Origin of the sequence: Propioniciclava sp. MC1683 (genome assembly GCF_014164675.1) — a bacterium.
Lineage (GTDB): Bacteria > Actinomycetota > Actinomycetes > Propionibacteriales > Propionibacteriaceae > Propioniciclava.
Genome location: NZ_JACJFX010000007.1, coordinates 55559 through 80326, shown reverse-complemented (window position 1 = coordinate 80326; position 24768 = coordinate 55559). Strand labels below are relative to the sequence as shown.

The following is a 24768-nucleotide window of genomic DNA, read 5'->3' as shown; positions in this document are numbered from 1 at the left end:
CACGCATCGCATTCACTTCGTATAAGGCACGCCGTCGGCGGCCGGGCCGCGCGAGCGCCCGATGAGGCCGGCCACCGCGATGACGGTCGCGATGTAGGGCAGCATCAGCAGGAACTGGCTGGGCATCGGCGTGGACAGGCTCTGCAGCTGGGTGGCCAGCTGGGTGACGAAGCCGAAGAACACGGCCATCAGCGCCGCGCGCACGGGGTGCCAGCGGCCCATGATCAGCGCCGCCAGGGCGATGAAGCCGTTACCGACGGTGATGTCCTTGTTGAAGGCGCCCGTGGAGCCGATCGTGAAGAACGCGCCGCCGAGGCCGGCGAACACGCCGCCCAGCAGCACCGCCTGCCAGCGGACCGCGCGCACCGAGATGCCGACCGTGTCGGCCGCCGCGGGGTGCTCACCGACGGAGCGGACGCGCAGGCCCCAGCGGGTGCGGTAGAGCAGGAAGGCGACGATGAACACCGACAGGATCGCCAGGTAGACCAGGATCGTCTGGTTGAACAGCACCGGGCCCAGCAGCGGGATGGCCGACAGGACCGGGATCGGGATCGCCTGCATGATCGGGGCGCTGTTGAGCGCGCCCGAGTTCGGCTGGACCAGCTGGTCGAAGATGAAGCCCGTCAGGCCGGACGCGAACAGGTTGAGCACGACGCCCAGGACGACCTGGTCGACGATGTAGCGGATCGCGAACACCGCCAGCATCGCGGCCATCAGGACGCCCGCGATCATGGCGGCCACGAGGGCCATCGGGATCGACTTGGTCACCGAGCCCACGGTCGCCGCCGTGAACGCCGCGACGAGGAACTGGCCCTCGATGGCGACGTTGACCACGCCGGAGTTCTCGCACAGGACGCCGCCCAGGGTGCCCAGCACCAGCGGGGTGGCCAGGGCGATGGTGCCGGCGAGCTGGTTGCTGACCTGGAACGGCAGCCCGACGCCGGACGCGGCCCACGTGATCAGGCCGAGCATCACGGCGATGCCGGCCAGCGCGGCCGCCCCCGTGCGCAGCCGCGCATTGAGGCGTCCGCTCAGGAAGCCCACGCCGACCGCCAGGGTGACCAGGCCACAGACCAGGACGGTGGCCAGGCCGGGCAGCGAGAAGGTGGGCAGCTGGACGGCGTCGAAATACCCCGACAGCGCGTACTGGGCCTCGCCCTTGGTGCGGAACGCCAGGATGAGCAGGACGAGGCCGATGCCGGCCATCAGGCCGCCGGAGGACAGGCGCGCGCGCCGGGCCTCGCGGGACTCGGTGTGGTCGAGGTGGATGACCTCGTCACGGGGGGCGATGGTGGTGGTGCTCATGCCTGACCTCCGGCGACGACGGCGCGACGCTCGCGCAGGAACGGGACGAGCGTGCGGACGAGGCCGGGGGCGGCGACGAACAGCACGATGAGGGCCTGCAGCACCATCGAGAGGGTCAACGGGGTGCCGGCGATGCTCTGCATGGAGAGACCACCGGCGTGCAGGCCGCCGAACAGCAGCCCGGCGAAGACGATGCCCAGCGGCCGCGAGCGACCGAGCAGCGCGACCGTGATGGCGTCGAAGCCGACCGAGCCGACGATGCCCTGGCTCAGCGGCGTCGGGACGCCGTTGGCGGCGGGGCCGATCGCGGACTGGACGCCGGCCAAGCCCGCGAGCAGGCCCGCGATCGCCATGGTGATGATCGTGGTCCGGGCGACGTCCATGCCGGCCGTGCCGGCGGCGTGCGGGTTGGCGCCCACGGCCCGGATCGTGAAGCCGATCGTGGAGCGCTCGATGAGCCACCAGGTGCCGAGGGCCGCGAGCAGCGCCACGAGGAAGCCGACGTGGAGCTGGCCGAAGATGCTCGGGAAGGTGGAGGTGTCGTGGACGGCCGGCGAGATCGGGTCCTGGCGGCCGGGGCGCAGGAACGCCTTGGTGGTGAGCAGCCAGGCCAGGATGCCCACCGCGATGTAGTTGAACATGATGGTCACGATGACCTCGTGGGCACCGGTCTTGGCCTTGAGGTAGCCGACGATGCCACCCCACACGGCACCGCCGATGACGCCGGCGGTCAGGGCGACGATGAGGTGCAGCACGGGCGGCAGCTGGAGGGCGAAGCCCACCCACGCGGCCAGGATCGCGCCGATGATCGCCTGGCCCTGCGCACCGATGTTGAACAGGCCGGCGCGGAAGCCCAGGCCGACGCCGAGGCCGGCACAGATCAGCGGGGCCGCCTCGCGCGTGGTCGCGGCCAGCGCGGCCGGGGACCCGATCGCACCCACGGCCAGCGCCGAGTAGGCCGAGGAGACCTTGCCCCACGCCGCCCCCAGCGGCAGGGCGGGGGCCGTGAACAGGTAGGCGAACTGGCCGGCCACCTCAGGGTCGCTGACGATCATCAGGATCGCGCCGGCGAGCAGCGCCAGCACGAAGGCCGCCACCGTGATCGCGATGCCGCGCCACTGGAAGGTGGCACGATGCTTGGTCGCCGGAGTCGTGAGTTCGGTCATCGGTTCCCCTCCTGGCCCTCGGGCGCCTCGGTCCGGTGGACCTCGGCCTCGTGCACCTGTTCCACCGACGGGGTGGGCTGCTCAGCGGCCGCCCGGAACGCCTCCTCGTGGCTGGCGCCGGCCATCATCAGGCCCATCACGTCGCGCGGGGTGTCGGGGCCCACGATGCCCACCACCTTGCCGCGGTACATGACCAGCACCCGGTCGGCGAGCGCCTCGACCTCGTCGAGCTCGGTCGACACCAGCAGGACCGCGGTGCCCTTGTCCCGCTCGTCGACGATGCGGCGGTGCAGGAACTCGATGGCGCCCACGTCCACGCCGCGGGTCGGCTGGCTGGCCACCAGCAGCGACAGGTCCCGGGAGAGCTCCCGGGCCAGGATGACCTTCTGCTTGTTGCCGCCCGACAGCGAGGAGATGGGGCTGGACACCGCCTGGGTGCGGATGTCGAACTCGTCCTTCAGCTTCTCGGCGTTCTCGGCGATCGCGCCCAGGTCGAGCGCGACGCCCTTGCTGAACGGTGGCTGGGTGACGCGGTTGAGCACGAGGTTCTCGGCGACCGAGAAGGTGCTGACGAAGCCGTCGTCCTCACGGTCCTCGGGCACGAACCCCATGCCGGCGCCGATCGTGGCCGCGGGGCGGGCCCGGGTGATGTCCACCCCGTCGAGGATCAGGGTCCCCGACAGGGGCGGGATGTTGCCCAGCAGGGTGTCGGCGAGCTCGGACTGGCCGTTGCCCTGGACGCCGGCGACACAGAGGATCTCGCCCCCGCGCACGTCGAAGCTCACGCCGTCGACCACGATGCCGCCGGCCGCGTTGGCGACCTTCAGGTCGCGCACCTCGAGGCGGACGTCGCGCGCGGCGGGTGCCTCCTTGGCGATGCGCAGGTCGACGGCGCGGCCCACCATGAGCTCGGCCAGGTCGGCCTCGGAGGTGCCCGGCTCGGCGTGGCCGACGATCTTGCCGCGGCGCATGACGGTGATGCGGTCGGCGATGGCCCGGACCTCGCGCAGCTTGTGGGTGATGAAGACGATCGCCTTGCCCTCGTCGCGCAGGACCTGCATGACGGCCATGAGCTCGTCGATCTCCTGCGGGGTGAGCACGGCGGTCGGCTCGTCGAAGATGAGGTACTTCGCGTCGTTGGCGAGCGCCTTGAGGATCTCGACGCGCTGCTGGACGCCGACCGGCAACTCCTCGACCACGGCGTCGGGGTCGACCGGCATCTTGTAGCGCTCGGCCAGCTGGCGCACCTTGGTGCGCGCGGCGTTCTTGTCGAGGACGAATCCGCCCTCGTTGCCGAGCATCATGTTCTCGGCCACGGTGAAGACCTCGACCAGCATGAAGTGCTGGTGGACCATGCCGATGCCGGCCGCCATGGCCTGCTTCGGGTTGGTGAACTTCTGGGGGACCCCGTCGATGAGGATCTCGCCACCGTCGGGCTGGTAGAGCCCGTACAGGACGTTCATGAGGGTGGACTTGCCGGCCCCGTTCTCGCCCAGGAGGCAGTGGATCTCGCCGGGGACCACGTCCAGGTCGACCGCGTCGTTGGCGGTGAAGGTGCCGAAGCGTTTGGTGATGCCGCGCAGTCGCAGGCCGGCCGTGTCCTCGTTGCTCACGGGCGGAATCCTTCCATGGGGCTCGGTGGCGGATGGGGGGACGCGCGAGGGGAGGCCGTTTCGGCCTCCCCTCGCGGTGTCAGGTGGTGCGGGTCACGCCTCGATCTTGATCGCGCCGGAGATGATGTCGGCCTTGATCTGCTCGAGCTCAGCCTTCGTCTCGGCGGAGACCTTCGAGTCGAAGTCGTGGAACGGGGCCAGGTAGGCGCCCTCGTTCTCGAGGGTGCCGACGTACACCTCGTTGTTGAAGGTGCCCTCCTTCGACGCCTTGATGGCCTCGAACACGGCGACGTCCATGGCCTTGCCGACCGAGGTCGCGATGATCGAGGAGTAGGACGGCATGCTCACGTAGCCGTCGGTGTCGACCCACATGCCGACGACCTTGCCACCGGAGGCCTGGGCGGCCTGCAGACCACCCTCACCGGCCGGGCCGGCGACGGGCAGGATCACGTCGGCGCCCTGGGAGACCAGGGTGTCGGCGACGCGCTTGCCACCGGCGAGGTCCTCGAAGGGGCTCGCGCCGGGGATGAACTGGCCGTCCTGGGTCTCGGAGCTCCAGCCGAGCACCTCGACGTTGGTGCCCTTCTTCTCGTTGTGGTACTTGACGCCCTGGGCGTAGCCCTCCATGAACGCGGTCACGCTCGGGATCTTGGCGCCGCCGAAGGTGGCGACCTTGCCGGTCTGCGACAGCGAGGCCGCGACGTAGCCGGCCATGAAGGCGGGCTCACCGGTGTTGAAGACCAGGCCCTTGAGGTTCTCGGCCGGGGCGTCGTAGGCGTAGTCGACGATCGCGAAGTCGACGTCGGGGTTCGCCTTGGCGGCGGCCTCGGTGGCGTCACCGAGCATGAAGCCGACCGTGACGACGATGTTGCAGCCGGCGTTGACCATCTGGTCGATGTTGGTCGCGAAGTCGGAGGTCGTCTTGGACTGCGCCTCGTTCTGCTTGACACCCAGCTGGGCGACGGCGTCCGTCAGGCCCTTGTGGGAGGTCTGGTTGAAGGACTTGTCGTCGAAGCCACCCGCGTCGGAGACCATGCAGGCGGTGAAGTCGGAAGCGGGGGCCGCGGCCGTGGAGGCACCGCCGGCCGGGGCGGACGGGGCCGCCGTGTTCGCGGGAGGAGGGGTGGCGCAGCCAGCCAGCAGCAGGGCGGCGGCCAGACCGGAACCGATGAGGGACTTCTTCACTTGATGCCTCCTAGGCACGTGTCTCGAGCCGGTTTTGTGAACCCGGGCTGAGGGGCAGCATAACCGGCGCACCCTCTCGAACACCTGCCCCGGATGGCCCTCCGGAGTGGTTGATACGGCTTTGTTATTAGGTTAACTCACCTGTCGGACAAGGGCTTCGGCCGAGTCCACCATGCGGATCGTCTCGCGCTCCCAGTCCGGCTCCTGCCCGCGGTAGGGCCCGGTCGCCAGCGAGATGATGACCGCGGCGGCCCGCAGGCGCAGCTCGACGGGGTCGACCCGCTCGTCGAACACCGGCACCCAGGAGCGCAGCAGCCCGTGCACGCGGGCCTCCTGCTCGGCGTTCATCCGCTGGATCGTCGAGAGGTGGGCGATGAGGCAGGCCAGGTCGTCGGCGCGGCGTCCGGGACCGATCGTGTCGACGTCGAGGATGCCGACCACCCGCCCGTCGGCGACGTGCACCTGCCCCTCGTGGAAGTCGCCGTGGGTGGGCTCGTCCCCGGGCGGGATGCCGGCCAGCCCCGCCTGCACGCGGGCGACGAGCCGGCCCAACCGCTCCTCCTCCGCGGGCACCGCCGCGGCGACCATGCGGGCGTAGTGGTCGATCGAGTCGGCCCAGGGCGGACGCCGCTCGAGGTCGGCGACCCCGGCCGGGAAGGCATCCAGCACGTCGATGAGCTGTTCGGCGCTGCACGGCGGGGTCGCGTCGAACACCGCGCGGGCCAGCGGGCGGCCGGGCAATTCCCCCAGCACGAGGAGGAAGTCGGCCGTCCCGGCGGCGATCGGCGGGGCCGGGACGCCGGCGTCCAGCAGCATCTTGTGGCGGCGCGAGACGTCGTGGAACAGCCGTTCGCGCAGCACCTTCACGAAGAACGTGGGGCCGTCCGCCACCGACGCCCGCAGCACCGCCCGGCGGCGCGGGCGGTAGGTCACCATCGAGAGGTCGAGGCGGTCGGCGGCGATCGGCTCGGGCAGCGCCTTGTAGGCGTTCAGCACGGCGGCCATCGAGCTGGGGTAGGCGGCGCGCGCGAGGCCGGGCAGGTCGGGGTCGTTGGGGTAGAGCCACACGGCCACCTCGCGGTCGCCGTCGGCGAAGATCTCGGCGCGGCTGTCGGACGCCGACAGGCCGTTGGCGCGCGCGCTCACCCCCAGCAGCTCGTCACGGCGCCCGAAGGGCCAGTCCACGATCGCGGAGTAGGTGGCGGTGGTCGACTGGTTCGGGTTGGCGTCCACGTGGTCGAGCGCCCAGGCGACCAGCGTGCCGCCCGCGTGGGTCACGGCAGCGCTGAGCAGCCCACCCACCCCCTCGGAGGTGAGCAGGGCGGCACCGTCGTCGCTCGACATAGCCCTCCCCTGACCGTCGCCGTGCGTGCGCAGGCTACTGGATGGGCTCCCCCGTCGCACCCGCGCCGAGCCGTTCGAGGCGCAGGCGGGCCGCCCGGCGTCCGTCGAGCTCGGTGACGGTGAACTCCACGTCCTGGGGCGCGGCGTCGCCCTCGGTGGCCGCCGGCAGCGCCCGGGCCACGGTGTCCCCGAGCTGGGGCAGGCTGCCGAGCTCGGCCATGAGCCAGCCCGCCACGGTGTCGTAGGGGCCCTCGGGCAGGACGAGGTCGAAACGCTCGGCGAACTGCTCCAGCGTGGTGAGGCCGTCCAGCTCGTCGGCGCCGCCGGCGTGGCCGTCGGGGTCCTCCAGGTCGAACTCGTCGGTGATGTCGCCGATGAGCTCCTCGACGAGGTCCTCGATGGTGACGATGCCGGCGGTGCCGCCGTACTCGTCGCGGACGATGACCATGTGGTCGCCGGCCGCCTGCATCACGGACAGCGCGTGCAGGATGCGGACGGTGCCGGGCAGGGCGTTGACCGGGCGGACGAGCTGGCTGACGGGTGCCTGGCGCGCGGCCGGGTCGAGGTCGAACAGGTCGCGCATGTGCAGGAAGCCGAGCACCTCGTCGACGTCGCGGCCGACCACCGGGTAGCGGGAGTGCGCGCCATCGGCGATCAGGCGGATGGCCTTGTGCGCGGGCATGTCACCGTCGAGGAAGTCGACCTCGGTGCGGGGCACCATCGCCTCGCGCAGCGTGACCTGGCCGGCGGCGAACACCTCGTCCACGATCTGGCGCTCCTCGTCGCCGAGGGTGGCCGAGCTGGAGACCATGGCACGGAGCTCCTCGTCGGTCACCTCCTCGCGGGACGCCTTGGGGTCGCCGCCCAGCAGCCGGACCGCGATGTTGGTGGAGAAGCCCAGGAACCAGATGACCGGCCGGGTGATGGTGGCGATCACGTTGACCAGCGGCCCGAGCGTCAGGGCGAACGTCTCGGCGCGCTGCATGGCCAGGCGCTTGGCGGTGAGCTCGCCGAGCACGATCGAGAAGTAGGAGATGGCGACCGTCACGAGCACCAGGGCGAGCGTGCCGGACGCGGCCTCGGGCAGGCCCCACCCGACGAGCACGGGGGCCAGGTCCTCGGCGAGCGTGGCGCCACCGAACGAGGCGGCGAGGAAGCCCGACAGGGTGACGCCGATCTGCACCGCGGAGAGGAAGATGTTGGGGTCGGCCGCCAGCCTCGCCACCGTCCCGCCGCGCTTGCCCTTGGACGCCAGCCCGCGCACCTGGCTGTCCCGCAGGGACACCAGGGCCATCTCGGCGGCGGCGAACACCCCGCCGATCAGGATGAACAGGAAGATCAGCAACACGTTCGACAGCGTCGGACTCACGGCGGCCAGCCTAGCGGTGCCCGCGCTAGGGTTCCCCGTATGGGTGTTGACGCGCGGGGGACCTCCCGCATCGTGGCCGTCGTGGTCGCGTGGAACCGGCGCGACCTGCTGGCCCAGACCCTCCACGGACTCGCCGCCCAGACCCGGCCGCTCGACGCGGTCGTGGTCATCGACAACGCCTCCACCGACGACTCTGCCGACCTCGCTCGGGCCCACCCCGTGGTGACCGAGGTCGTCACCCTGCCCACCAACACCGGGGGCGCGGGCGGCTTCGCCGCGGGCATCGCCCGGGCCGTCGCCTCCCACGACGCCGACCTGGTCTGGGTGATGGACGACGACACCGTGCCCACCCCGACCGCCCTGGCCGAACTCGTCTCGGCGCGGGTACGCCACCCGGGGCGGGTCACGGTCGCAGCGTCGCGCGCGGACTGGACCGACGGCCGCGAGCACCCGATGAACCGGCCGCGCCCGCGGCCCGGCTCGTCGCGGGTGGCGCGCGGCGCGGCGCGCATGGCCGGGGCCGCGTACCCGATCCGCTCGGCGTCCTTCGTCTCGATCCTCATCGACGCCGAGGCGATCCGCCGTCACGGCCTGCCCCAGGCCGACTACTTCCTCTGGAACGACGACTTCGAGTACACCGCCCGCCTGCTGCGCGACGGCGTGGGCCTGTACGTGCCCGCCTCGCGGGTCTACCACCTCACCAAGGTGTTCGGCAGCTCGGACGCCGACCCCGGTCCCCGGTTCACCAACGAGGTCCGCAACAAGGTCTGGGTCTTCACCCGGTCGGACGCGCTGGGCCCCCTCGACCGCGCCCTGTACGCCGGGTCGACGGCGGTGCGCTGGGCGCGGATGCTGCTCCGCTCGGCCGACCGCCGCGCCTTGGCGGGGTACGGACGCCGCGGGCTCACCGAGGGCGTCCACGCGCCGCGACCGACCAGCGAGGTGCTGGCCGGGACGCCGGTGTCCGCCGACGTGGACCTGGTGGAGCGGGGTGCCGGACGTGCCTGACCGGACCCCGTTCTCGGTCCTCCTCCCCGTGTACCGGGGCGACCGGCCCGCGTTCTTCGAGCGCGCGGTCCGCTCGGTCACCGAGGACCAGACGCTGCGGCCCGACGAACTCGTCATCGTGGTCGACGGGCCGGTGCCGGCCGGCATCGCCGCGGTCCTGGGTCGCGCCGAGGCGGGCGAGCTGACCGCAGGGGTCGGCGTCCGGGTGGTGGCCCTGCCCGAGAACGTGGGGCTGGCGCGGGCGCTGCAGGCCGGGCTGGCCGCCTGTTCGCACGAGGTCGTGGCACGGGCCGACGCCGACGACGTCGCGCTCCCCCAGCGGTTCGCCCGCCAGGTGCCGCTGGTCGCGGGCGGGATCGACCTGCTGTCGAGCACCATCGTGGAGTTCGAGGACGACGAGGATGCCCGCGGCCTCGAACGCGCCTGGCCCGCCGACCCCGACGAGATCGCCCGCATGGCCCGCCTGGCTGACCCGTTCAACCACCCGGCCGTCGTGTACCGGCGCTCGGCGGTGGTCCGGGCGGGCGGCTACGAGCACCTGGCACGCATGGAGGACTACTGGCTGTTCGTGCGCATGCTCGCCGCCGGGGCGCGGGCCACCAACGTCGCCGAACCGCTCGTGCTCTACCGGGTGGGCGCCGGCGCCTACCGCCGGCGCGGCGGCTGGGAGCTGCTCCGCTCCGAACTGCGCCTCCAGGCGCGCATGCTGCGGATCGGCTTCACCAACCCGGCCCAGTTCGTCCGCAACATCGTGGTGCGCGGCCTGTGGCGGCTCGTGCCGTCCGGCGTGCGGCGTCCGGCCTACGCCGCGTTCACGCGCTGGCGCTGAGCGTGGCGCGGCCCTGGTCGTGGCAACCCGGCCCCGGACGGCCACCAAGGTCTTCGGGGATCATCCCCACGCGCTAGATTGGACGGCGATGTCCCTCGGGACCACCCTAGACAGGAGCCAAGCGTGAACACAGACCTCGTCGTGGTCGGTTCGGGCCTCTTCGGCCTCACCATCGCCGAGCGGGCCGCCACCGAGTGGGGCCTCAAGGTCACCATCCTCGACAAGCGCCCCCACATCGGTGGGAACGCCTACTCGGAGAAGGATGAGCAGACCGGCATCGAGGTGCACCGCTACGGCGCCCACCTGTTCCACACCAGCAACGCCCGGGTCTGGGAGTACGTGAACCGCTTCACCAGCTTCACCAACTACGTGCACAAGGTCTACACCCGTCACAAGGGCGAGGTGTACCCCATGCCCGTCAACCTCGGCACCATCAACCAGTTCTTCCGATCCGCCTACAGCCCCTCCGAGGCGCGCGCGCTCATCGCGGAGCAGGCCGCCGAGCTGGGTGGCAAGGAGCCCGCGAACTTCGTCGAGAAGGGCATCAGCCTGATCGGGCGCCCGCTGTATGAGGCGTTCATCATGCACTACACCGCCAAGCAGTGGCAGACGGACCCCGAGGAGCTCGAGGCGTCCATCATCAGCCGCCTGCCGGTGCGCTACACCTACAACAACAACTACTTCAGCGACACGTGGGAGGGCCTGCCCACCGACGGGTACACCGCCTGGCTGGAGCGGATGGCCGACCACCCCAACATCGAGGTGCGGCTCGACACCGACTTCTTCGACACCTCACACGAGTTCAACCGCGACAACGTGCGCGGCAACGTCCCGGTCATCTACACCGGGCCGGTCGACCGCTACTTCGACTACTCCGAGGGCGAGCTGGGCTGGCGGACGGTCGACCTCGAGGAGGAGGTGCTCCCGATCGAGGACTTCCAGGGCACGTCGGTGATGAACTACCCCGACCCCGACGTCCCGTTCACCCGCATCCACGAGTTCCGCCACTTCCACCCGGAACGGGACTACACCAAGGACGCCACGGTCATCATGCGCGAGTACAGCCGCTTCGCCGAGCGGGGCGACGAGCCGTACTACCCGATCAACACGGAAACCGACCGGGCCGGGCTGCTCAGCTACCGTGAGCAGGCCAAGCGGGAGCCCCAGGTGCTGTTCGGCGGGCGACTGGGCACCTACCAGTACCTCGACATGCACATGGCGATCGGTTCGGCCCTGTCGATGTTCGACAACGAGCTGGCCCCCCTCCTGGGTCGGACGGGCAGCAGCTGGTGACCCAGAACGTGACGATGCCGAGCGGCTACGATCGGCCCGGCACCGGCCGCGGACTCCTCGACGCCCTCAACAACCGGTTCCTGCTCCACCTGCTGGTCAACAAGGACCTGCGGGTGCGGTATCGCGGCTCGGCGCTGGGCATGCTCTGGTCCTATGTCAAGCCGGCCGTCCAGTTCCTGGTCTTCTACTTCGCCGTCGGCGTCTTCCTCGGCATGGAACGGGTGGTGCACAACTTCGCGGTGTACCTGTTCGCGGGCATCATCGCGATCAACCTGTTCAACGAGGCATTCGGCAACGCCACCCGGTCGATCGTCGGCAACTCGGCGCTGGTCAAGAAGATCTACATGCCGCGCCAGCTGTTCAGCATCTCGGCCGTCTGGGTCGCGGTCGTGCACTTCGTCCCACAGCTCGTGGTGCTGGTGGTCGGCGCCCTGGTGGTGGGCTGGCGGCCCGGCCCGCTGAACCTGCTCGCGGGGGTGCTGGGCTTCCTCATCCTCGTGGTGCTGTCCCTGGGCCTGGGCCTGCTGTTCGGCGCCCTGAACGTGATGATGCGCGACTCCGAGAACATCGTCGACCTCATCGCCATGGTGGTCAGCTGGACCTCCCCGGTGCTCTACCACTGGCAGAACGTCACGACGGTGCTGGGCACGGGCCGCGGCTGGACCCTGTACATGCTCAACCCGCTGACACCCATCGTGGAACTGTTCCACTACTGCTTCTGGGCGCCCACCTCCGGCGTGGAGTACCTCGAGCCGCCCGGCATGTGGCTCTTCGTCGCGACCTCGGCCCTCACGTCCATCCTCATCCTCGTGCTCGGCGAGGGACTGTTCCGACGCCTCGACGGCCGGTTCGCGCAGGAGCTCTGACATGCCTGACACCGCGCCACGCATCCTGGTCGACCACGTCGGCAAGACGTTCAACATCAGGCACACCCACTCCCTCAAGGAGTGGATCATCTCGAAGATCAAGGGGCGCCGCGAGGCGACGGTCGACCGCTTCGAAGCGCTGAAGGATGTCTGCCTGACGGTGGCGGACGGCGAGGCGGTGGCCCTGCTCGGCCTCAACGGCTCCGGCAAGTCCACCCTGCTCAAGCTCGTCTCGGGGGTCATGGCCCCCGACTCGGGCGCCATCGGCGTGCGCGGCAAGGTCGCCGGCCTGATCGAGGTCGGCGCGGGTTTCCACCCCGACCTCACCGGGCGCGAGAACGTGTACCTCAACGGCGCCATCCTGGGCATGGCCGAGGACGAGATCAAGGCTCGCTTCGACGACATCGTGGCGTTCAGCGAGATCGAGGAGTTCATCGACACCGAGGTGAAGTTCTACTCGTCGGGCATGTTCCTGCGCCTCGCGTTCGCGGTCGCGGTCCACACCAACCCCGACATCTTCCTGGTGGACGAGATCCTGGCGGTCGGCGACGAACCCTTCCAGAAGAAGTGCCTGACCCGCATCCGCGAGCTCAAGGCGTCCGGGAAGGCGCTGGTGATCGTGAGCCACGACCTGGACATGATCGGCGAGCTCTGCAACCGGGGCGTCCTGCTGCGCAAGGGCGAGGTCGTGCACGACGGAGACATCCACGAGGCAATCGCGCGGCTTCGGGAGGGCCGCTGACCATGGACGACATCTTGATGACACTGCGGGACGCCGTCGGCGGCCGTGACGTGACCCTGTCGTTGACCAGCGCCGGGCGCGAGATCTTCGACCGGATCTCCTACGACTGGCTGGCGGGCGTGTTGCGCGCGATGGACGTGGCGTACCCCGAACAGTCCTTCGACCTGGTGTTGCGCGCCGACACACGCGAGCCGATGGAATCGGGCAGCTACATCTCACCGGGCCTGCCGGGCGACACCTTCACCAAGGAGGGCGGTCTGGGGATGGTCACCGTCGCCGGCAACCCGGCGATGGCGCGCGTGGCCCGTCGGGTCAGCGTCCCCTCGCTGTCGTTGTGGGCCGGCGACACCGCGTTCGCCTTCGTCGACGGACGCCACGGGCTGCGGCGGCGCATCGGCCAGGCGTACGGGCAGGTGTACGACCGCGCCCCGCTCTCACTCGACCGGTTCAAGCAGTACCGGAACAACCGCAAGCCCTGGTTGAAGGACACCGCCTCGCGGGGTGCGGACCTGCTCGAGCGCGTCGGGCCCACCGCCCCCTCCGACCCCACCCGACCCCCGACGGCGTGGTTCGCCCTGCACTGGTTGGAGCCGGGCGGCGCGGAGGCGTGGGCCTTCGAGAGTGCCGAGTTGGCCCGCGACGCCGGGTTGGAGGTCGTCATCACGGTCGACCGTGCGGCGCCGCAACGCGACCTGGCCCGGGCCCTGTCGATCACCCCGCACGTCTACCTGGGCGCCAACGTCTTCGTGGGCGAGGACTGGAGTCGGTTCGGCCGCATGGTGCTCGACCGCCATCGCGTCGTCGCGATCCACATCCACCACTCGGCCATGGCCTACCAGGCGCTGCCCCGCCTGCGGCACCTGGTGCCCGACCTCGTGGCGATCGACTCGACCCACATCGCCGAGCACCGCACGGGCGGCTTCGTGCGCCAGTCGCTGGAGCACAGCGACCTGCTCGACGTGCACCACGTGATCAGCCCGACCCTGCGCGACACCTACGTGCTCGAAGCCGGGATCCCGGCCGAACGAGTGGCCTACCGGCCCCTGACCGGGCTCCGGGGGCAGGCCGACGAACGCGCGCCGCGCGCCACCCGGACCGACGCGCGGCAGCCCCTGCGCGTCGGGTTCCTCGGCCGGCTCGCGCCGCAGAAGCGCCCATTCCTCTTCCTGGAACTGGTCCGCAGGCTGTCGAAGGCTGCTCCCGGGCGCTTCACCTTCGTCATGCAGGGCTCGGGCCCCCTGGAGCAGTTCGTCGCTCGCCAGTTGGGGCGCACCGGCCTGGCCGGCGTCATCGAACGGCGCCCGTGGGGGCCGCCGTCGGAGTTCTTCGACGCGATCGACGTCTTGGCCATCACGTCCGACAACGAGGGGCTCACCCTCACGGCGCTGGAGGCCGACAGCCACGGCGTCCTCGTCCTGTCGGCCGACGTCGGGTCGCAGGTGACGGTCGTGGTGCCCGACCTGCTGGCACCCCGCGAGCCCGTCGCCTTCCTGCGGCGCGCCTCCGCCATGCTCACGCGCCTCGCGGCCGACCCCGCCCTGGCGCCCAGGTTGTTGGACGAGCAGCGGGAGATCCACGATCGCCTGCGCGAGGTGGAGCCCGCCCGCGACTACTTCAGTTCCCTGTTCGCCGCCCTACGAGAGGACAACCAGTGAAGGTCTCCGCCATCGTCGTCACCTACAACCGCCGCGAGCTGCTGGAGAAGACCCTGGCCGGCCTCGAATCCCAGGAGCGGCCGCTCGACCACATCGTCGTCATCGACAACGCCTCGACCGACGACACGGCCAGCTACCTCGCCTCCCGCGAGTTCGCCATCCCCCACACCGTGAAGCGCCTGGCGACCAACACCGGCGGCGCGGGCGGGTTCTCGGCCGGCGTCGAGCTCGCCTATGGCCTCGGCTTCGACGCGTTCTGGGTCATGGACGACGACTCGATCGTGCGCCCCGGAGCACTCGCCCCCCTCCTGCGCGACCTCGAGGACGCCCGGGAGCGGCTCGGTTTCCTGCCGTCCTTCGCGGCGTCCATGGTCGTGTACCACGCCGATGGCCACATCTGTGAGATGAACGTCCCCGAGACCACATGGGACTGGACCCGGCCCCTCGCGCTGGGCGCGACCTACCCGCTGATCAAGTCGGCCTCCTTCGTGTCGTGCCTGGTCACCCGTGAGGGAGTGCACGCGGTGGGGCTGCCGTCGGCGAACTTCTTCATCTGGTACGACGACGCCGAGTACACCCAGCGGCTGGCCAAGTTCCGCCCCGGCATCTTCGTGGCCGACTCGGTGGTGGACCACCTGATCCCCCAGAACCGGGGCGTGAACTGGGGCGACGTGAACGACAAGAACTTCTGGAAGTTCGAGTACGGCGCCCGCAACCAGATCGCCTCAGCGGTCGAGTTCCGCAGCCCCACGCTCGCGGCGTCCCTGTTGGAGAACATGCTCAAGCAGTGGCGCGGCTCGCCGGTGCCCATGAAGCTGCGGCTGAAACTGCTCGGCTCGGCCGCGCGGGGCCTCACCTTCAAGGTGGAGAAGAAGCCGGCCCGCACGGTCGAGTGAGCGATCACGGCATGCGGATCGCCCTCGCGCTCGGATCCGGCGGCGCCCGCGGCTACACCCACATCGGGGTCCTGCAGGAGCTGAGGGAGCGCGGCCACCAGGTCGTCGCGATCTCGGGCACGTCGATGGGCGCCGTGGTCGGCGGCCTCGAGGCGGCCGGCCGGCTGGACGCCTTCACCGCATGGGTCAGCACGTTGAAGCAGACCGATGTGTGGCGCCTGCTCGACCCGGCGTTCACCGGGCCCGGCGTGTTCTGGGGCCAGCGCGTCATGGAGCGGGTCGCCGACATCCTCGAGGGCGCCCGCATCGAGGAGTTGGCCATCCCCTACACCGCGGTCGCCACCGACCTCACCAACAGCCGCGAGATCTGGTTCCAGCGCGGGTCGGTGGCCACGGCGATGCGCGCCTCGATCGGCATCCCGAGCGTGTTCACCCCCGTCGTGGTCGGCGGGCGGCTGCTGGCCGACGGCGGGCTGCTCAACCCCGTCCCGGTGGACGCGCTCCTGGGCGTCGACGCCGACCGCACGCTGGCCGTGAGCCTGTCCGGACGCCGGGCCGACGACACCTCCAACCGCCCGGTCACCGAGAGCGCCGACACCGAGGGCATCCTCGGCGAGCTGGGCGCCTTCTGGCGCCGGGGGGTGCTGGAGTCCGAGACCGTCCGCGGCTTCCGGTCGTGGTGGGCCGAGCGGTTCGCCCAGGAGGAGGACGGGGCCGCACCCGCGGTGTCGGGGAGGGACTTCGACTTCGGGGAACTGCCGAAGGGGCTGCGCACCTCCGACGTGGTCTCCCGGTCGCTGGAGACCACGGAGGCGCTGATCACCCGCTTCCGGATGGCCGCCTCCCCGCCCGACGTGCTGGTGGAGTTCCCCCTCGACATGGCCTCGACCTTCGACTTCCACCGCGCCACGGAGCTCATCGAGCTGGGCCGGGCGAAGGCGTCCGAGGCGCTGGACGCCGCGGGTCTGTGACGCCCACGCGGGTAGAGTCCCGGGCCGTGAGCCCCTCGTCCCACTGGGTGTTGACCCTGGAGTGCCCCGACCGGCCCGGCATCGTGCACGCGGTGACCGGTGCCGTCGCCGCCGCACAGGGCAACATCACCGAGCTGCAGCAGTTCAGCTCCGACTCCGGGCGCTTCTTCATGCGCGTCCAGGTGCAGTCGGGCTTCGAGCGCTCGGCGTTCGAGGAGTCGGTGCGGCCGCTGGCCGCCTACCTGCAGGCCCGGTGGCACCTCGACGAGGTCGGACGCCCACGCCGCACCCTGGTCCTGGCCAGCAAGGCCGCCCACTGCCTCAACGACCTGCTCTTCCGCCAGCGCTCGGGGCTGCTGCCCGTCGAACTCACCGGCGTGATGGCCAACCACCCCGACCTGCGCCCGCTGGCGACGTTCTACGGCGTCCCCTTCAGCGAGCACGTCGTGCTGCCCGAGACGAAGGCGGACTTCGAGCGCGCCGTCTTGGACCGCGTCGAGGCCGAGGACATCGAGCTGGTGGTGCTGGCCCGGTACATGCAGGTCCTCTCCCCCGACCTGTGCGCCGCGCTGGCCGGCCGCGCGATCAACATCCACCACTCCTTCCTGCCGGGGTTCAAGGGCGCCAACCCCTACCGGCAGGCGCACGACCGCGGCGTGAAGCTGATCGGGGCCACCGCGCACTTCGTGACCCAGGACCTCGACGAGGGGCCGATCATCGAGCAGAACGTGACCCGGGTCGACCACACCAAGGACACCCCCGAACTGGTGGCCATGGGGCAGGAGCAGGAGAGCCGCACCCTGGCCGAGGCCGTGCGCCTCTATGCGGAGCACCGCGTGTTCCTCGACGGGAACCGGACGGTCATCTTCCGTTGAAGACTGAAGTGCCTCGACGCTGAGATACTTGATGTCGAGTAACATCACGAAAAGACAACGATTGAATCCGACGTTGTGTAGTGGTATTGACGACTCTGTCCGCCCGGGCGTTAGGGTGCGGCTGCCAGCCTGTCGGCAGGTCTGACCAACGGAGGTTCCATGACTGACCACAACCCGTCACCCGGTTACTCGGGCGACACGGAGGCCCACCTTCCTCCCAGCCACAACCCACTTCCCGAATTGAGCGGTGGGCAGGCCAAGCCCAAGATCTCTGAGCAAGCGTTCATCGAGGTGCAGGAGTCCGAGGAGTTCGAACAGCTCCGCAAGACGTTCCGCGGCTTCGCCTTCCCGATGACCATCGCCTTCCTCGCGTGGTACTTCGCGTACGTTCTCGCCTCGGTGTACGCCAAGGACTTCATGTCGCAGCCGTTCCTGGGCATGGCCCACTTCAACCTGGGCCACTTCCTCGGCCTGATGCAGTTCGTCACCACGTTCCTGATCACGTGGCTCTACATCCGCCACGCGAACACCAAGCTCGACCCGATCTCGTCCCGCATCCGTGAGCGCCTGGAAGGAGCGGCCCAGTGATCCTCCTCGAGACGACGCTCGGCAACCCGATCTTCAACATCATCATCTTCGCGCTGTTCGTCGTGGGCACCCTGACGGTCGTCATCCGTGTCACGGCGCAGCAGTCCAAGGCGGCCGGCCAGTTCTACACCGGCGGCGCCTCCTTCTCCGGCACCCAGAACGGCTTCGCCATCGCCGGTGACTACCTGTCGGCCGCCTCGTTCCTGGGCATCGCCGGCGCCATCGCGTTCAACGGCTACGACGGCCTGCTGTACTCGATCGGCTTCCTCGTCGCCTGGCTCGTCGCACTGCTGTTGGTCGCCGAGCCCCTGCGCAACACCGGCAAGTACACCATGGCCGACGTGCTCTCCTTCCGCATGAAGCAGAAGCCCGTCCGCCTCGCCGCCGCCTTCTCGACCCTCGCGATCTCGTTCTTCTACCTGCTCGCCCAGATGGCCGGCGCCGGTGGCCTCGTGTCGCTGCTGCTCGGCCTTTCGGGTGAGATGGCGCAGAACATCGTCATCGTCATCGTCGGCATCCTGATGATCCTCTACGTGATGATCGGTGGCATGAAGGGCACCACCTGGGTGCAGATGATCAAGGCCGTGCTGCTGATCGCCGGCGCCGGCATCATGTCGGTCTGGGTGCTGGCCCGGTTCGGCTTCAACCTCGACGCCGTCATGGGCGAGGCCGTCGCCAAGAACAACCACCCGCAGATGCTGGCCCCCGGCGACAAGTACAAGGACCCGATCGGCTTCATCTCGCTCTCGATCGCCCTGGTGCTCGGCACCGCCGGTCTGCCCCACGTGCTGATGCGCTTCTACACGGTGCCCACGGCCAAGGAGGCCCGCAAGTCCGTGACCTGGGCCATCGGCCTCATCGGTGCGTTCTACCTGTTCACCCTGGTCCTGGGCTACGGCGCCGCGGCGATCGTGCCCGGCGGCCAGGCCGAGATCGCCAAGTTGCCCGGCAAGGCGAACGCCGCCGCCCCGGCCCTCGCGTACTTCCTGCCCGGTGAGGGCATCGGTGGCCAGGTCTTCCTGGCCGTCATCGCCGGTGTGGCCTTCGCCACGATCCTCGCGGTCGTCGCCGGCCTGACCATCACCGCGTCCGCCTCCTTCGCCCACGACATCTACAACTCGGTCATGAAGGACGGCAAGGCCGACCCCGCGGCCGAGGTCAAGGTGGCCCGCAACACGGTCATCGTGATCGGTGCCCTGGCGATCTTCGGTGGCATCTTCGCCAAGAGCATGAACATCGCGTTCCTCGTGGCGCTGGCCTTCGCGGTCGCCGCCTCGGCGAACCTGCCGTCGATCCTGTACTCCCTGTACTGGCGCCGGTTCAACACCCAGGGTTCGCTCTGGTCCATCTACGCGGGTCTCATCAGCTCGCTGGGCCTGATCATCTTCTCCCCCGCGGTCTCCACGCCCATCGGGCGCGCCGAGCCGCTGGCGAGCGCGATGTTCCCGGGCGCCAGCTTCGCCTGGTTCCCGTACGACAACCCGGCCATCGTGTCCGTCCCGCTGGCGTTCTTCGCCGGTTGGCTCGGTACCGTCCTGAGCAAGGAGGTGTCGGACCGCGGCAAGGCCGCCGAGATGGAGGTCCGCTCCATGACCGGTGCCGGCGCCGACGGGGCCATCGCCCACTGAGTCGGGCCCCACTCACCCACAGGGCCGCGACGACCACGTGTCGTCGCGGCCCTGCGGGGTTGTCGGGGGCGTTTCGGACGCCGTGGGCTCAGTCGGCCTCGGCGTCGCGCCCCTGCCACGTGCACAGGCAGGCCTCGTTGCCGTCGGCGTCGGCCAGGATCGTGAACGCCGGCGCGTGGTCGTCGGAGACCAGGCGCCCGCCCGCGGCCAGGGCGCGCGCGATGCGGCCCTCCACCTCGTCGTGCGCCACGGCCACGTCGAGGTGGATCCGGTTGCGGACCGGGCGCGGCTCGTCGAGCTGCTGGAACCACACGCGCGGCCCGAGGCGCTGCGGGTCGGCCAGCTCGTCGTCCTCGACCGGCTCGTAGCCCAGCACCGCGGCCCAGAACGGCATGATCGTGGCGGCGTCCATGGTGTCGATCGTGATCTCGACCTGCGTCAGGGCGGCGGCGACCGGACGCCCCCCGCGCTGGTGGACCAGCACCGAGACCCGGTTGGCCAGTTCGACGTCCAGGGGCGTGACGGCCCCCACGTCGTGCGTTCGCGCGGCGAGGTGCACCCGGGTGTGGCGGAGGTCGACGTCGGGGTGGTGGCCCAGCGCCTCGGCCTGCTCGGCGACGGCGGCGACGAAGGCCACGGCGTCCGCGGGGGTCGGCCAGTCGGTGGTGAGGTGCAGCGCGCCGAGCAGCAGGCGCCACCCGGGAGCGCCGGCGGACGCCTCGGCCCGCGTGAGCTCGACCAGCTCGGGGGTCGGGGTCGGGGACGCCGGCCACTCGTCGGGCTCGTCGATCTCGTCCCAGTCCACGAACGTCCAGCCCGCCTCCGGGCTCCCCTCGAGCGTCACCACGGTGGTGTTGCCCAGGCGGCGGCCGACGACCTCGGCGAGGTCGATGCCCCCGACGCGTGCGGCGATCCACATCCGCAGCGCCGCGCCGTGGCTGACCAGCAGGGCGGCGTCGTGCCCGGCGGCCGCGATCTCGCCGACGGCGGCGTCGTAGCGGTCGAAGAACTCGACCGCGTCCTCGCCCCCGGGCACCTTCGCGGACCGGTCGCCCTCGCCCCAGGACCGCAACGAGCCCACGTAGCGCTCCCACAGCGGCGACATCTCGTCCTCGCCGGCCTGGATCTCGCGCAGGCCGCCGAGCACGGTCACGTCAAGCCCGCGGTCGGCGGCCAGGGGCGCGACGGTCTGCTGGGTGCGGACCAGGTCGGACGCGTACACGGCGTCCACCCGGTGGCCGGCCAGACGCTCGACGAGGGTGTCGGCCTGGGCGAGCCCGACGGCGTCCAGGTCGGCGCCCGGGACGGCGGTGTCCAGGAGGCGGGCGACGTTGCTCGGGGTGCGGCCGTGGCGGACGAGGTAGAGGCGCATGCACCCACCCTATTCACGCCCCTCGGGCCGGGTGGTGGCCGCCCACGCGAAGGTGATTCGGGAGGGAGGTGGATGCTAGGTTCAGGGTGCACAGGGCCTGCCCCGAAGCCGTCTTCAAAGTGGAGGAATCTCATGAGCAATGCACCCGTCAAGGTTGCCGTCACCGGTGCCGCCGGCCAGATCTGCTACAGCATCCTGTTCCGCATCGCCAGCGGCGAGCTGCTCGGGAAGGACCAGCCCGTCGAGCTGCGCCTCCTCGAGATCACCCCGGCCCTGAAGGCGCTCGAGGGCGTCGTCATGGAGCTCGACGACTGCGCGTTCCCGCTGCTGTCCAACGTCGTGATCGGCGACGACCCCACCAAGGTCTTCGACGGTGCGAACATGGCGCTGCTCGTGGGCGCCCGCCCGCGCACCGCCGGCATGGAGCGCGGCGACCTGCTGTCCGCCAACGGCGCGATCTTCACCGCGCAGGGCAAGGCCCTCAACGACGTGGCCGCCGACGACATCCGCGTCCTGGTGACCGGCAACCCGGCCAACACCAACGCGCTGATCGCGATGAGCAACGCCCCCGACATCCCCAAGGAGCGCTTCAACGCCCTGACCCGCCTCGACCACAACCGCGCCATCTCGCAGCTGGCCGCGAAGCTGAACGTCCCCGTCACCGACATCAAGAAGATGACGATCTGGGGCAACCACTCCGCGACCCAGTACCCCGACCTGTTCAACGCCGAGGTCGCCGGCAAGAACGCCGCCGAGGCCGTGGGTGACCAGGAGTGGCTGGAGAACGACTTCATCCCGACCGTCGCCAAGCGCGGCGCCGCCATCATCGCCGCTCGCGGCTCGTCGTCCGCCGCCTCGGCCGCGAACGCGACCATCGAGCACATGCGCGACTGGGCGCTGGGCACCCCCGAGGGCGACTGGGTCTCCATGGCCGTGCCGTCCGACGGTTCCTACGGCGTCCAGGAGGGGCTGATCTCCTCGTTCCCGTGCGTGGTCAAGGACGGCCAGTACGAGATCGTCCAGGGCCTCGAGGTCAACGACTTCTCCCGCGCCAAGATCGACGCCTCCGTCGCCGAGCTGGCCGAGGAGCAGGCCGCTGTCAAGGAGCTCGGCCTCATCTGAGCCTCCTCCAACCACCTGTGGCGGGCCCCCCCGGGGGGCGCCCCCCGGGGGTGGGGGGGGGGGGGCGGACTCAGGCGGGGGCGTCCTCACCGGTGGCCAGCAGGGCCTTCTTCATCTCCTCGACGTCGAAGTCGGCGACGGGCCACTGCGGGTCCAGGTCCTCCAGCGTGCGGGTCAGGAGCTCGGTGATCGCGAGCCGGGAATACCACTTCTTGTCGGCGGGGACGACGTACCACGGCGCGTGGTCGGTCGACGTAAGCCGGAACACGTCGGAGTACGCCTCCTGGAACGCCGGCCACTTGCTGCGGGTGTCCAGGTCGCCGGGGTTGAACTTCCAGTGCTTGTCGGGGCGCTCGAGGCGCTCCATGAGGCGCTCGCCCTGCTCGGCGTAGGAGACCATGAGGGCGACCTTGATGATCGTGGTGCCGCCCTCGACCAGCTTCTTCTCCCAGGCGTTGATCTCGTCGTAGCGGGCGCGCCAGACGTCCTCGGGCACCAGCTCGTCGACGCGCACCACGAGCACGTCCTCGTAGTGGCTGCGGTCGAACACGCCGATGCGGCCGGCCGGGGGCAGCTTCTTCTCGATGCGCCACAGATAGTGGTGGGCGCGCTCCTCCTCGGTCGGGACGCCGAAGGATGCCAGCGCCACGCCCTGCGGGTCCACCATGCCCATGACGTGGCGGACGATGCCGCCCTTGCCCGCGGTGTCGAGGCCCTGCAGGACGAGCAGCACCGAGCGGGTGCCGCCCTCGCGCCCCTCGGCGAACAGGCGCTCCTGCAGGTCGGACATCTCCTCCCCGCGCTCGGGGAGGTACGCCTCGCCGTCCTCCTTGTCCCCGTCCCAGCCGGGCTGGCCGTTGCGGTCGAACGAGGCGAGGTCGAAGTCGGGTCCGACGCGCAGGGCGTCGCGGGGATCGGTGGTCCACAGGTCCTTGGCTGCCATCCCCCCAGTCTGCAGCAGGCGCGGGCCCGCGGTCACCCGCGGACCGGGGTGATCGGCAGCAGGTGCTTCCCGGTCGGGCCGATCTGGATCTCGGTGTCCATCTGGGGGCACACGCCGCAGTCGTAGCACGGCGTCCAGCGGCAGTCCTCGACGGGCTGCTCGTCGAGGGCGTCCTGCCAGTCCTCCCACAGCCAGTCGCGGTCCAGGCCGGAGTCGAGGTGGTCCCAGGGCAGCACCTCGGCATACTCGCGTTCGCGCGTGGTGTACCAGTCGAGGTCGACGCCGGTGCCGGCGAGCGCGGTCTCACAGGCCGCCACCCACCGGTCGTAGCTGAAGTGCTCGCTCCACCCGTCGAACTGGCCGCCCTGGCGCCAGCACTCCTCGATCACCGCGCCGACCCGGCGGTCACCGCGCGAGAGCAGGCCCTCGATGATGCCGGGGCGTCCGTCGTGGTAGCGCATGCCGATCGCCCGGCCGTACTTCTTGTCGGCCCGGATCTTGTCGCGCAGCGCGAACAGGCGGTGGTCGATGGTCTCGGCCGAGGCCTGCGCCGCCCACTGGAACGGGGTGTGCGGCTTCGGCACGAACCCGCCGATGCTGACGGTGCAGCGGATGTCGCGGGTGCCGGCCGCCTGGCGTCCGGTCTCGATGACGCGGGCCGCCATGTCGGCGATGGCCAGCACGTCCTCGTCCTCCTCCGTGGGCAGGCCGCACATGAAGTAGAGCTTCACGTTGCGCCAGCCGTTGCCGAAGGCCGTGGCGACGGTGTTGATCAGGTCGTCCTCGGTGACCATCTTGTTGATCACCTTGCGCATGCGCTCGCTGCCGCCCTCGGGCGCGAAGGTCAGCCCCGAGCGGCGCCCGTTGCGGGACAGCTCGTTGGCCAGGTCGATGTTGAAGGCGTCCACGCGGGTCGAGGGCAGCGAGAGCGACACGTTGGTGCCGTCGTACCGGTCGGCCAGCTCCTTGGTGACGTCGCCGATCTCGGAGTGGTCGGCGCTGCTCAGCGACAGCAGGCCCACCTCCTCCAGGCCGGTGGCCTCGAGCCCGCCGGCGACCATGGTGCCGATGGTCTCGATGTTCCGCTCCCGGACGGGACGGGTGATCATGCCGGCCTGGCAGAAGCGGCAGCCGCGCGTGCAGCCGCGGAAGATCTCGACCGAGTAGCGCTCGTGCACGGTCTCGGCGATGGGGACGATGGGGGCCTTGGGGTACGGCCACGCGTCGAGGTCCATGAGCGTGTGCTTCGCCACGCTGAACGGGACGCCGGGGCGGTTCGGCGCGACCCGCTGGATCCGGCCGTCGGGCAGGTAGGTGACGTCGTAGAACCGCGGCACGTAGACCACGCCGTCGGACGCCAGCCGTAGCAGCAGCCCGTCGCGGCCGTCCGGACGGCCCTCCGCCTTCCAGGCACGGATGATCTCGGAGACCCGCAGCGAGGCCTCCTCCCCGTCGCCGATCACGGCGGCGTCGATGAAGTCGGCGATGGGCTCGGGGTTGAACGCCGCGTGCCCGCCGGCGATGACGAGCGGGTCGTCGATCCCCCGGTCGGCCGCGTGGAGCGGGATACCCGCCAGGTCGATCGCGGCCAGCATGTTGGTGTAGCCGAGCTCGGTCGAGAAGGACAGGCCGAGCACGTCGAAGGCGCGCACCGGGCGGTGGTTGTCCAGGGTGAACTGCGGGACGCCGTGGGTGCGCATGAGCGCCGCCAGGTCGGGCCAGATCGAGTAGGTGCGCTCCGCCAGGATCCAGTCGCGCTCGTTCAGGATCTCGTACAGGATCGCGATGCCCTGGTTGGGCTGACCGATCTCGTAGGCGTCGGGGTACATCAGGGCCCAGCGGACCTCGGTGGTGTCCCACTCCTTGCTGACGGAGTTCACCTCGCCGCCGACGTACTGGATCGGCTTGCTGACCCGGGCGAGCAGGGGCTCGAGCCGGGGGAACAGCGAGGCAGGGCTGGTGGCGGAGTCAACAGTCATAGGCCACCCATCCTAAGGC

General features: G+C 70.4%; 21 protein-coding genes. 12 read left to right on the top strand and 9 right to left on the bottom strand.

Going from position 1 to position 24768, the window contains the following annotated elements; genetic code table 11:
* Positions 1-12: 12 nt before the first annotated feature.
* From H5397_RS06280 to H5397_RS06255, 6 genes are all read right to left on the bottom strand, one after another.
* Positions 13-1305, bottom strand: coding sequence for an ABC transporter permease (locus H5397_RS06280; RefSeq protein WP_182815738.1), 1293 nt, complete (start codon positions 1303-1305; stop codon positions 13-15).
* The gene (locus H5397_RS06275) at positions 1302-2471 is read right to left on the bottom strand and encodes an ABC transporter permease (RefSeq protein WP_182815736.1); all 1170 of its coding nucleotides are present in this window, start codon (positions 2469-2471) and stop codon (positions 1302-1304) included. Before H5397_RS06275 ends, H5397_RS06280 begins: the two co-directional genes overlap by 4 nt.
* Positions 2468-4093, bottom strand: coding sequence for an ABC transporter ATP-binding protein (locus H5397_RS06270; RefSeq protein ID WP_182815943.1), 1626 nt, complete (start codon positions 4091-4093; stop codon positions 2468-2470). The genes H5397_RS06275 and H5397_RS06270 overlap by 4 nt, the downstream gene beginning before the upstream one ends.
* A gap of 84 nt (positions 4094-4177) precedes the next feature.
* The gene (locus H5397_RS06265; RefSeq protein ID WP_182815735.1) at positions 4178-5269 is read right to left on the bottom strand and encodes a BMP family protein; all 1092 of its coding nucleotides are present in this window, start codon (positions 5267-5269) and stop codon (positions 4178-4180) included.
* Between the two features lie 132 nt (positions 5270-5401).
* On the bottom strand, positions 5402-6613 hold the full coding sequence (locus tag H5397_RS06260; RefSeq protein WP_182815733.1) for a phosphotransferase family protein: 1212 nt from the start codon (positions 6611-6613) through the stop codon (positions 5402-5404).
* Positions 6614-6647: 34 nt separating this feature from the next.
* A complete protein-coding gene (locus H5397_RS06255) occupies positions 6648-7982 on the bottom strand; it encodes a hemolysin family protein (protein WP_182815731.1) in 1335 nt (444 codons plus the stop codon).
* 39 nt (positions 7983-8021) lie between these two features.
* Between H5397_RS06255 and H5397_RS06250 the strand changes: the two genes are divergently transcribed.
* The 11 genes from H5397_RS06250 (at position 8022) to H5397_RS06200 (ending at position 19333) form a co-directional block, all read left to right on the top strand.
* Entirely contained in the window at positions 8022-8990 is a 969-nt protein-coding gene (locus H5397_RS06250; protein WP_182815729.1) for a glycosyltransferase, read from the top strand.
* Entirely contained in the window at positions 8983-9819 is an 837-nt protein-coding gene (locus tag H5397_RS06245) for a glycosyltransferase (RefSeq protein ID WP_182815727.1), read from the top strand. Before H5397_RS06250 ends, H5397_RS06245 begins: the two co-directional genes overlap by 8 nt.
* Positions 9820-9942: 123 nt before the next feature.
* On the top strand, positions 9943-11112 hold the full coding sequence (gene glf / locus H5397_RS06240) for a UDP-galactopyranose mutase (protein ID WP_182815725.1): 1170 nt from the start codon (positions 9943-9945) through the stop codon (positions 11110-11112).
* A complete protein-coding gene (locus H5397_RS06235; protein WP_309224296.1) occupies positions 11109-11978 on the top strand; it encodes an ABC transporter permease in 870 nt (289 codons plus the stop codon). The genes glf and H5397_RS06235 overlap by 4 nt, the downstream gene beginning before the upstream one ends.
* Before the next feature lies 1 nt (position 11979).
* Positions 11980-12720 carry an ABC transporter ATP-binding protein gene (locus tag H5397_RS06230; protein ID WP_182815723.1) on the top strand — a complete coding sequence of 247 codons (741 nt, stop codon included), beginning with the start codon at positions 11980-11982 and terminating at the stop codon, positions 12718-12720.
* A gap of 2 nt (positions 12721-12722) precedes the next feature.
* Positions 12723-14375, top strand: a complete 1653-nt coding sequence (locus tag H5397_RS06225) for a glycosyltransferase (RefSeq protein ID WP_182815721.1) — start codon at positions 12723-12725, stop codon at positions 14373-14375.
* Positions 14372-15271 (top strand): glycosyltransferase family 2 protein, encoded by a 900-nt coding sequence (locus tag H5397_RS06220; protein WP_182815719.1) that lies wholly within the window; start codon positions 14372-14374, stop codon positions 15269-15271. The genes H5397_RS06225 and H5397_RS06220 overlap by 4 nt, the downstream gene beginning before the upstream one ends.
* A gap of 11 nt (positions 15272-15282) precedes the next feature.
* On the top strand, positions 15283-16242 hold the full coding sequence (locus H5397_RS06215; RefSeq protein ID WP_182815717.1) for a patatin-like phospholipase family protein: 960 nt from the start codon (positions 15283-15285) through the stop codon (positions 16240-16242).
* A 26-nt stretch (positions 16243-16268) separates the two neighbouring features.
* Positions 16269-17117: a formyltetrahydrofolate deformylase gene (purU, locus tag H5397_RS06210; RefSeq protein ID WP_182815715.1), complete on the top strand. Its 849-nt coding sequence runs from the start codon at positions 16269-16271 to the stop codon at positions 17115-17117.
* A gap of 159 nt (positions 17118-17276) precedes the next feature.
* Complete coding sequence (locus H5397_RS06205; RefSeq protein ID WP_182815713.1) at positions 17277-17705, top strand: DUF485 domain-containing protein; 429 nt, start codon at positions 17277-17279, stop codon at positions 17703-17705.
* Positions 17702-19333, top strand: a complete 1632-nt coding sequence (locus tag H5397_RS06200; protein ID WP_243760779.1) for a cation acetate symporter — start codon at positions 17702-17704, stop codon at positions 19331-19333. Before H5397_RS06205 ends, H5397_RS06200 begins: the two co-directional genes overlap by 4 nt.
* A gap of 88 nt (positions 19334-19421) precedes the next feature.
* Here H5397_RS06200 and H5397_RS17600 read toward each other — a convergent pair whose 3' ends face one another.
* Complete coding sequence (locus H5397_RS17600; protein ID WP_220492057.1) at positions 19422-20705, bottom strand: histidine phosphatase family protein; 1284 nt, start codon at positions 20703-20705, stop codon at positions 19422-19424.
* Between the two features lie 132 nt (positions 20706-20837).
* On the opposite strand from H5397_RS17600, the gene H5397_RS06185 reads away from it, so the two are divergent.
* Complete coding sequence (locus H5397_RS06185; RefSeq protein ID WP_182815711.1) at positions 20838-21827, top strand: malate dehydrogenase; 990 nt, start codon at positions 20838-20840, stop codon at positions 21825-21827.
* A 70-nt stretch (positions 21828-21897) separates the two neighbouring features.
* Here H5397_RS06185 and H5397_RS06180 read toward each other — a convergent pair whose 3' ends face one another.
* Positions 21898-22770 (bottom strand): polyphosphate kinase 2 family protein, encoded by an 873-nt coding sequence (locus H5397_RS06180; RefSeq protein WP_182815709.1) that lies wholly within the window; start codon positions 22768-22770, stop codon positions 21898-21900.
* Between the two features lie 32 nt (positions 22771-22802).
* Positions 22803-24749, bottom strand: a complete 1947-nt coding sequence (locus tag H5397_RS06175) for a TIGR03960 family B12-binding radical SAM protein (protein ID WP_182815707.1) — start codon at positions 24747-24749, stop codon at positions 22803-22805.
* Positions 24750-24768: the final 19 nt, after the last annotated feature.

Bases quoted from the DNA above. Each gene is read 5' to 3' on its own strand.
- H5397_RS06280 (WP_182815738.1), bottom strand. From the start codon at position 1,305: ATGAGCACCACCACCATCGCCCCCCGTGACGAGGTCATCCACCTCGAC.
- H5397_RS06225 (WP_182815721.1), top strand. From the start codon at position 12,723: ATGGACGACATCTTGATGACACTGCGGGACGCCGTCGGCGGCCGTGAC.
- H5397_RS06205 (WP_182815713.1), top strand. From the start codon at position 17,277: ATGACTGACCACAACCCGTCACCCGGTTACTCGGGCGACACGGAGGCC.
- H5397_RS06185 (WP_182815711.1), top strand. From the start codon at position 20,838: ATGAGCAATGCACCCGTCAAGGTTGCCGTCACCGGTGCCGCCGGCCAG.
- H5397_RS06250 (WP_182815729.1), top strand. From the start codon at position 8,022: ATGGGTGTTGACGCGCGGGGGACCTCCCGCATCGTGGCCGTCGTGGTC.
- H5397_RS06215 (WP_182815717.1), top strand. From the start codon at position 15,283: ATGCGGATCGCCCTCGCGCTCGGATCCGGCGGCGCCCGCGGCTACACC.
- H5397_RS06260 (WP_182815733.1), bottom strand. From the start codon at position 6,613: ATGTCGAGCGACGACGGTGCCGCCCTGCTCACCTCCGAGGGGGTGGGT.
- H5397_RS06275 (WP_182815736.1), bottom strand. From the start codon at position 2,471: ATGACCGAACTCACGACTCCGGCGACCAAGCATCGTGCCACCTTCCAG.
- H5397_RS06180 (WP_182815709.1), bottom strand. From the start codon at position 22,770: ATGGCAGCCAAGGACCTGTGGACCACCGATCCCCGCGACGCCCTGCGC.
- H5397_RS06230 (WP_182815723.1), top strand. From the start codon at position 11,980: ATGCCTGACACCGCGCCACGCATCCTGGTCGACCACGTCGGCAAGACG.
- H5397_RS17600 (WP_220492057.1), bottom strand. From the start codon at position 20,705: ATGCGCCTCTACCTCGTCCGCCACGGCCGCACCCCGAGCAACGTCGCC.
- H5397_RS06175 (WP_182815707.1), bottom strand. From the start codon at position 24,749: ATGACTGTTGACTCCGCCACCAGCCCTGCCTCGCTGTTCCCCCGGCTC.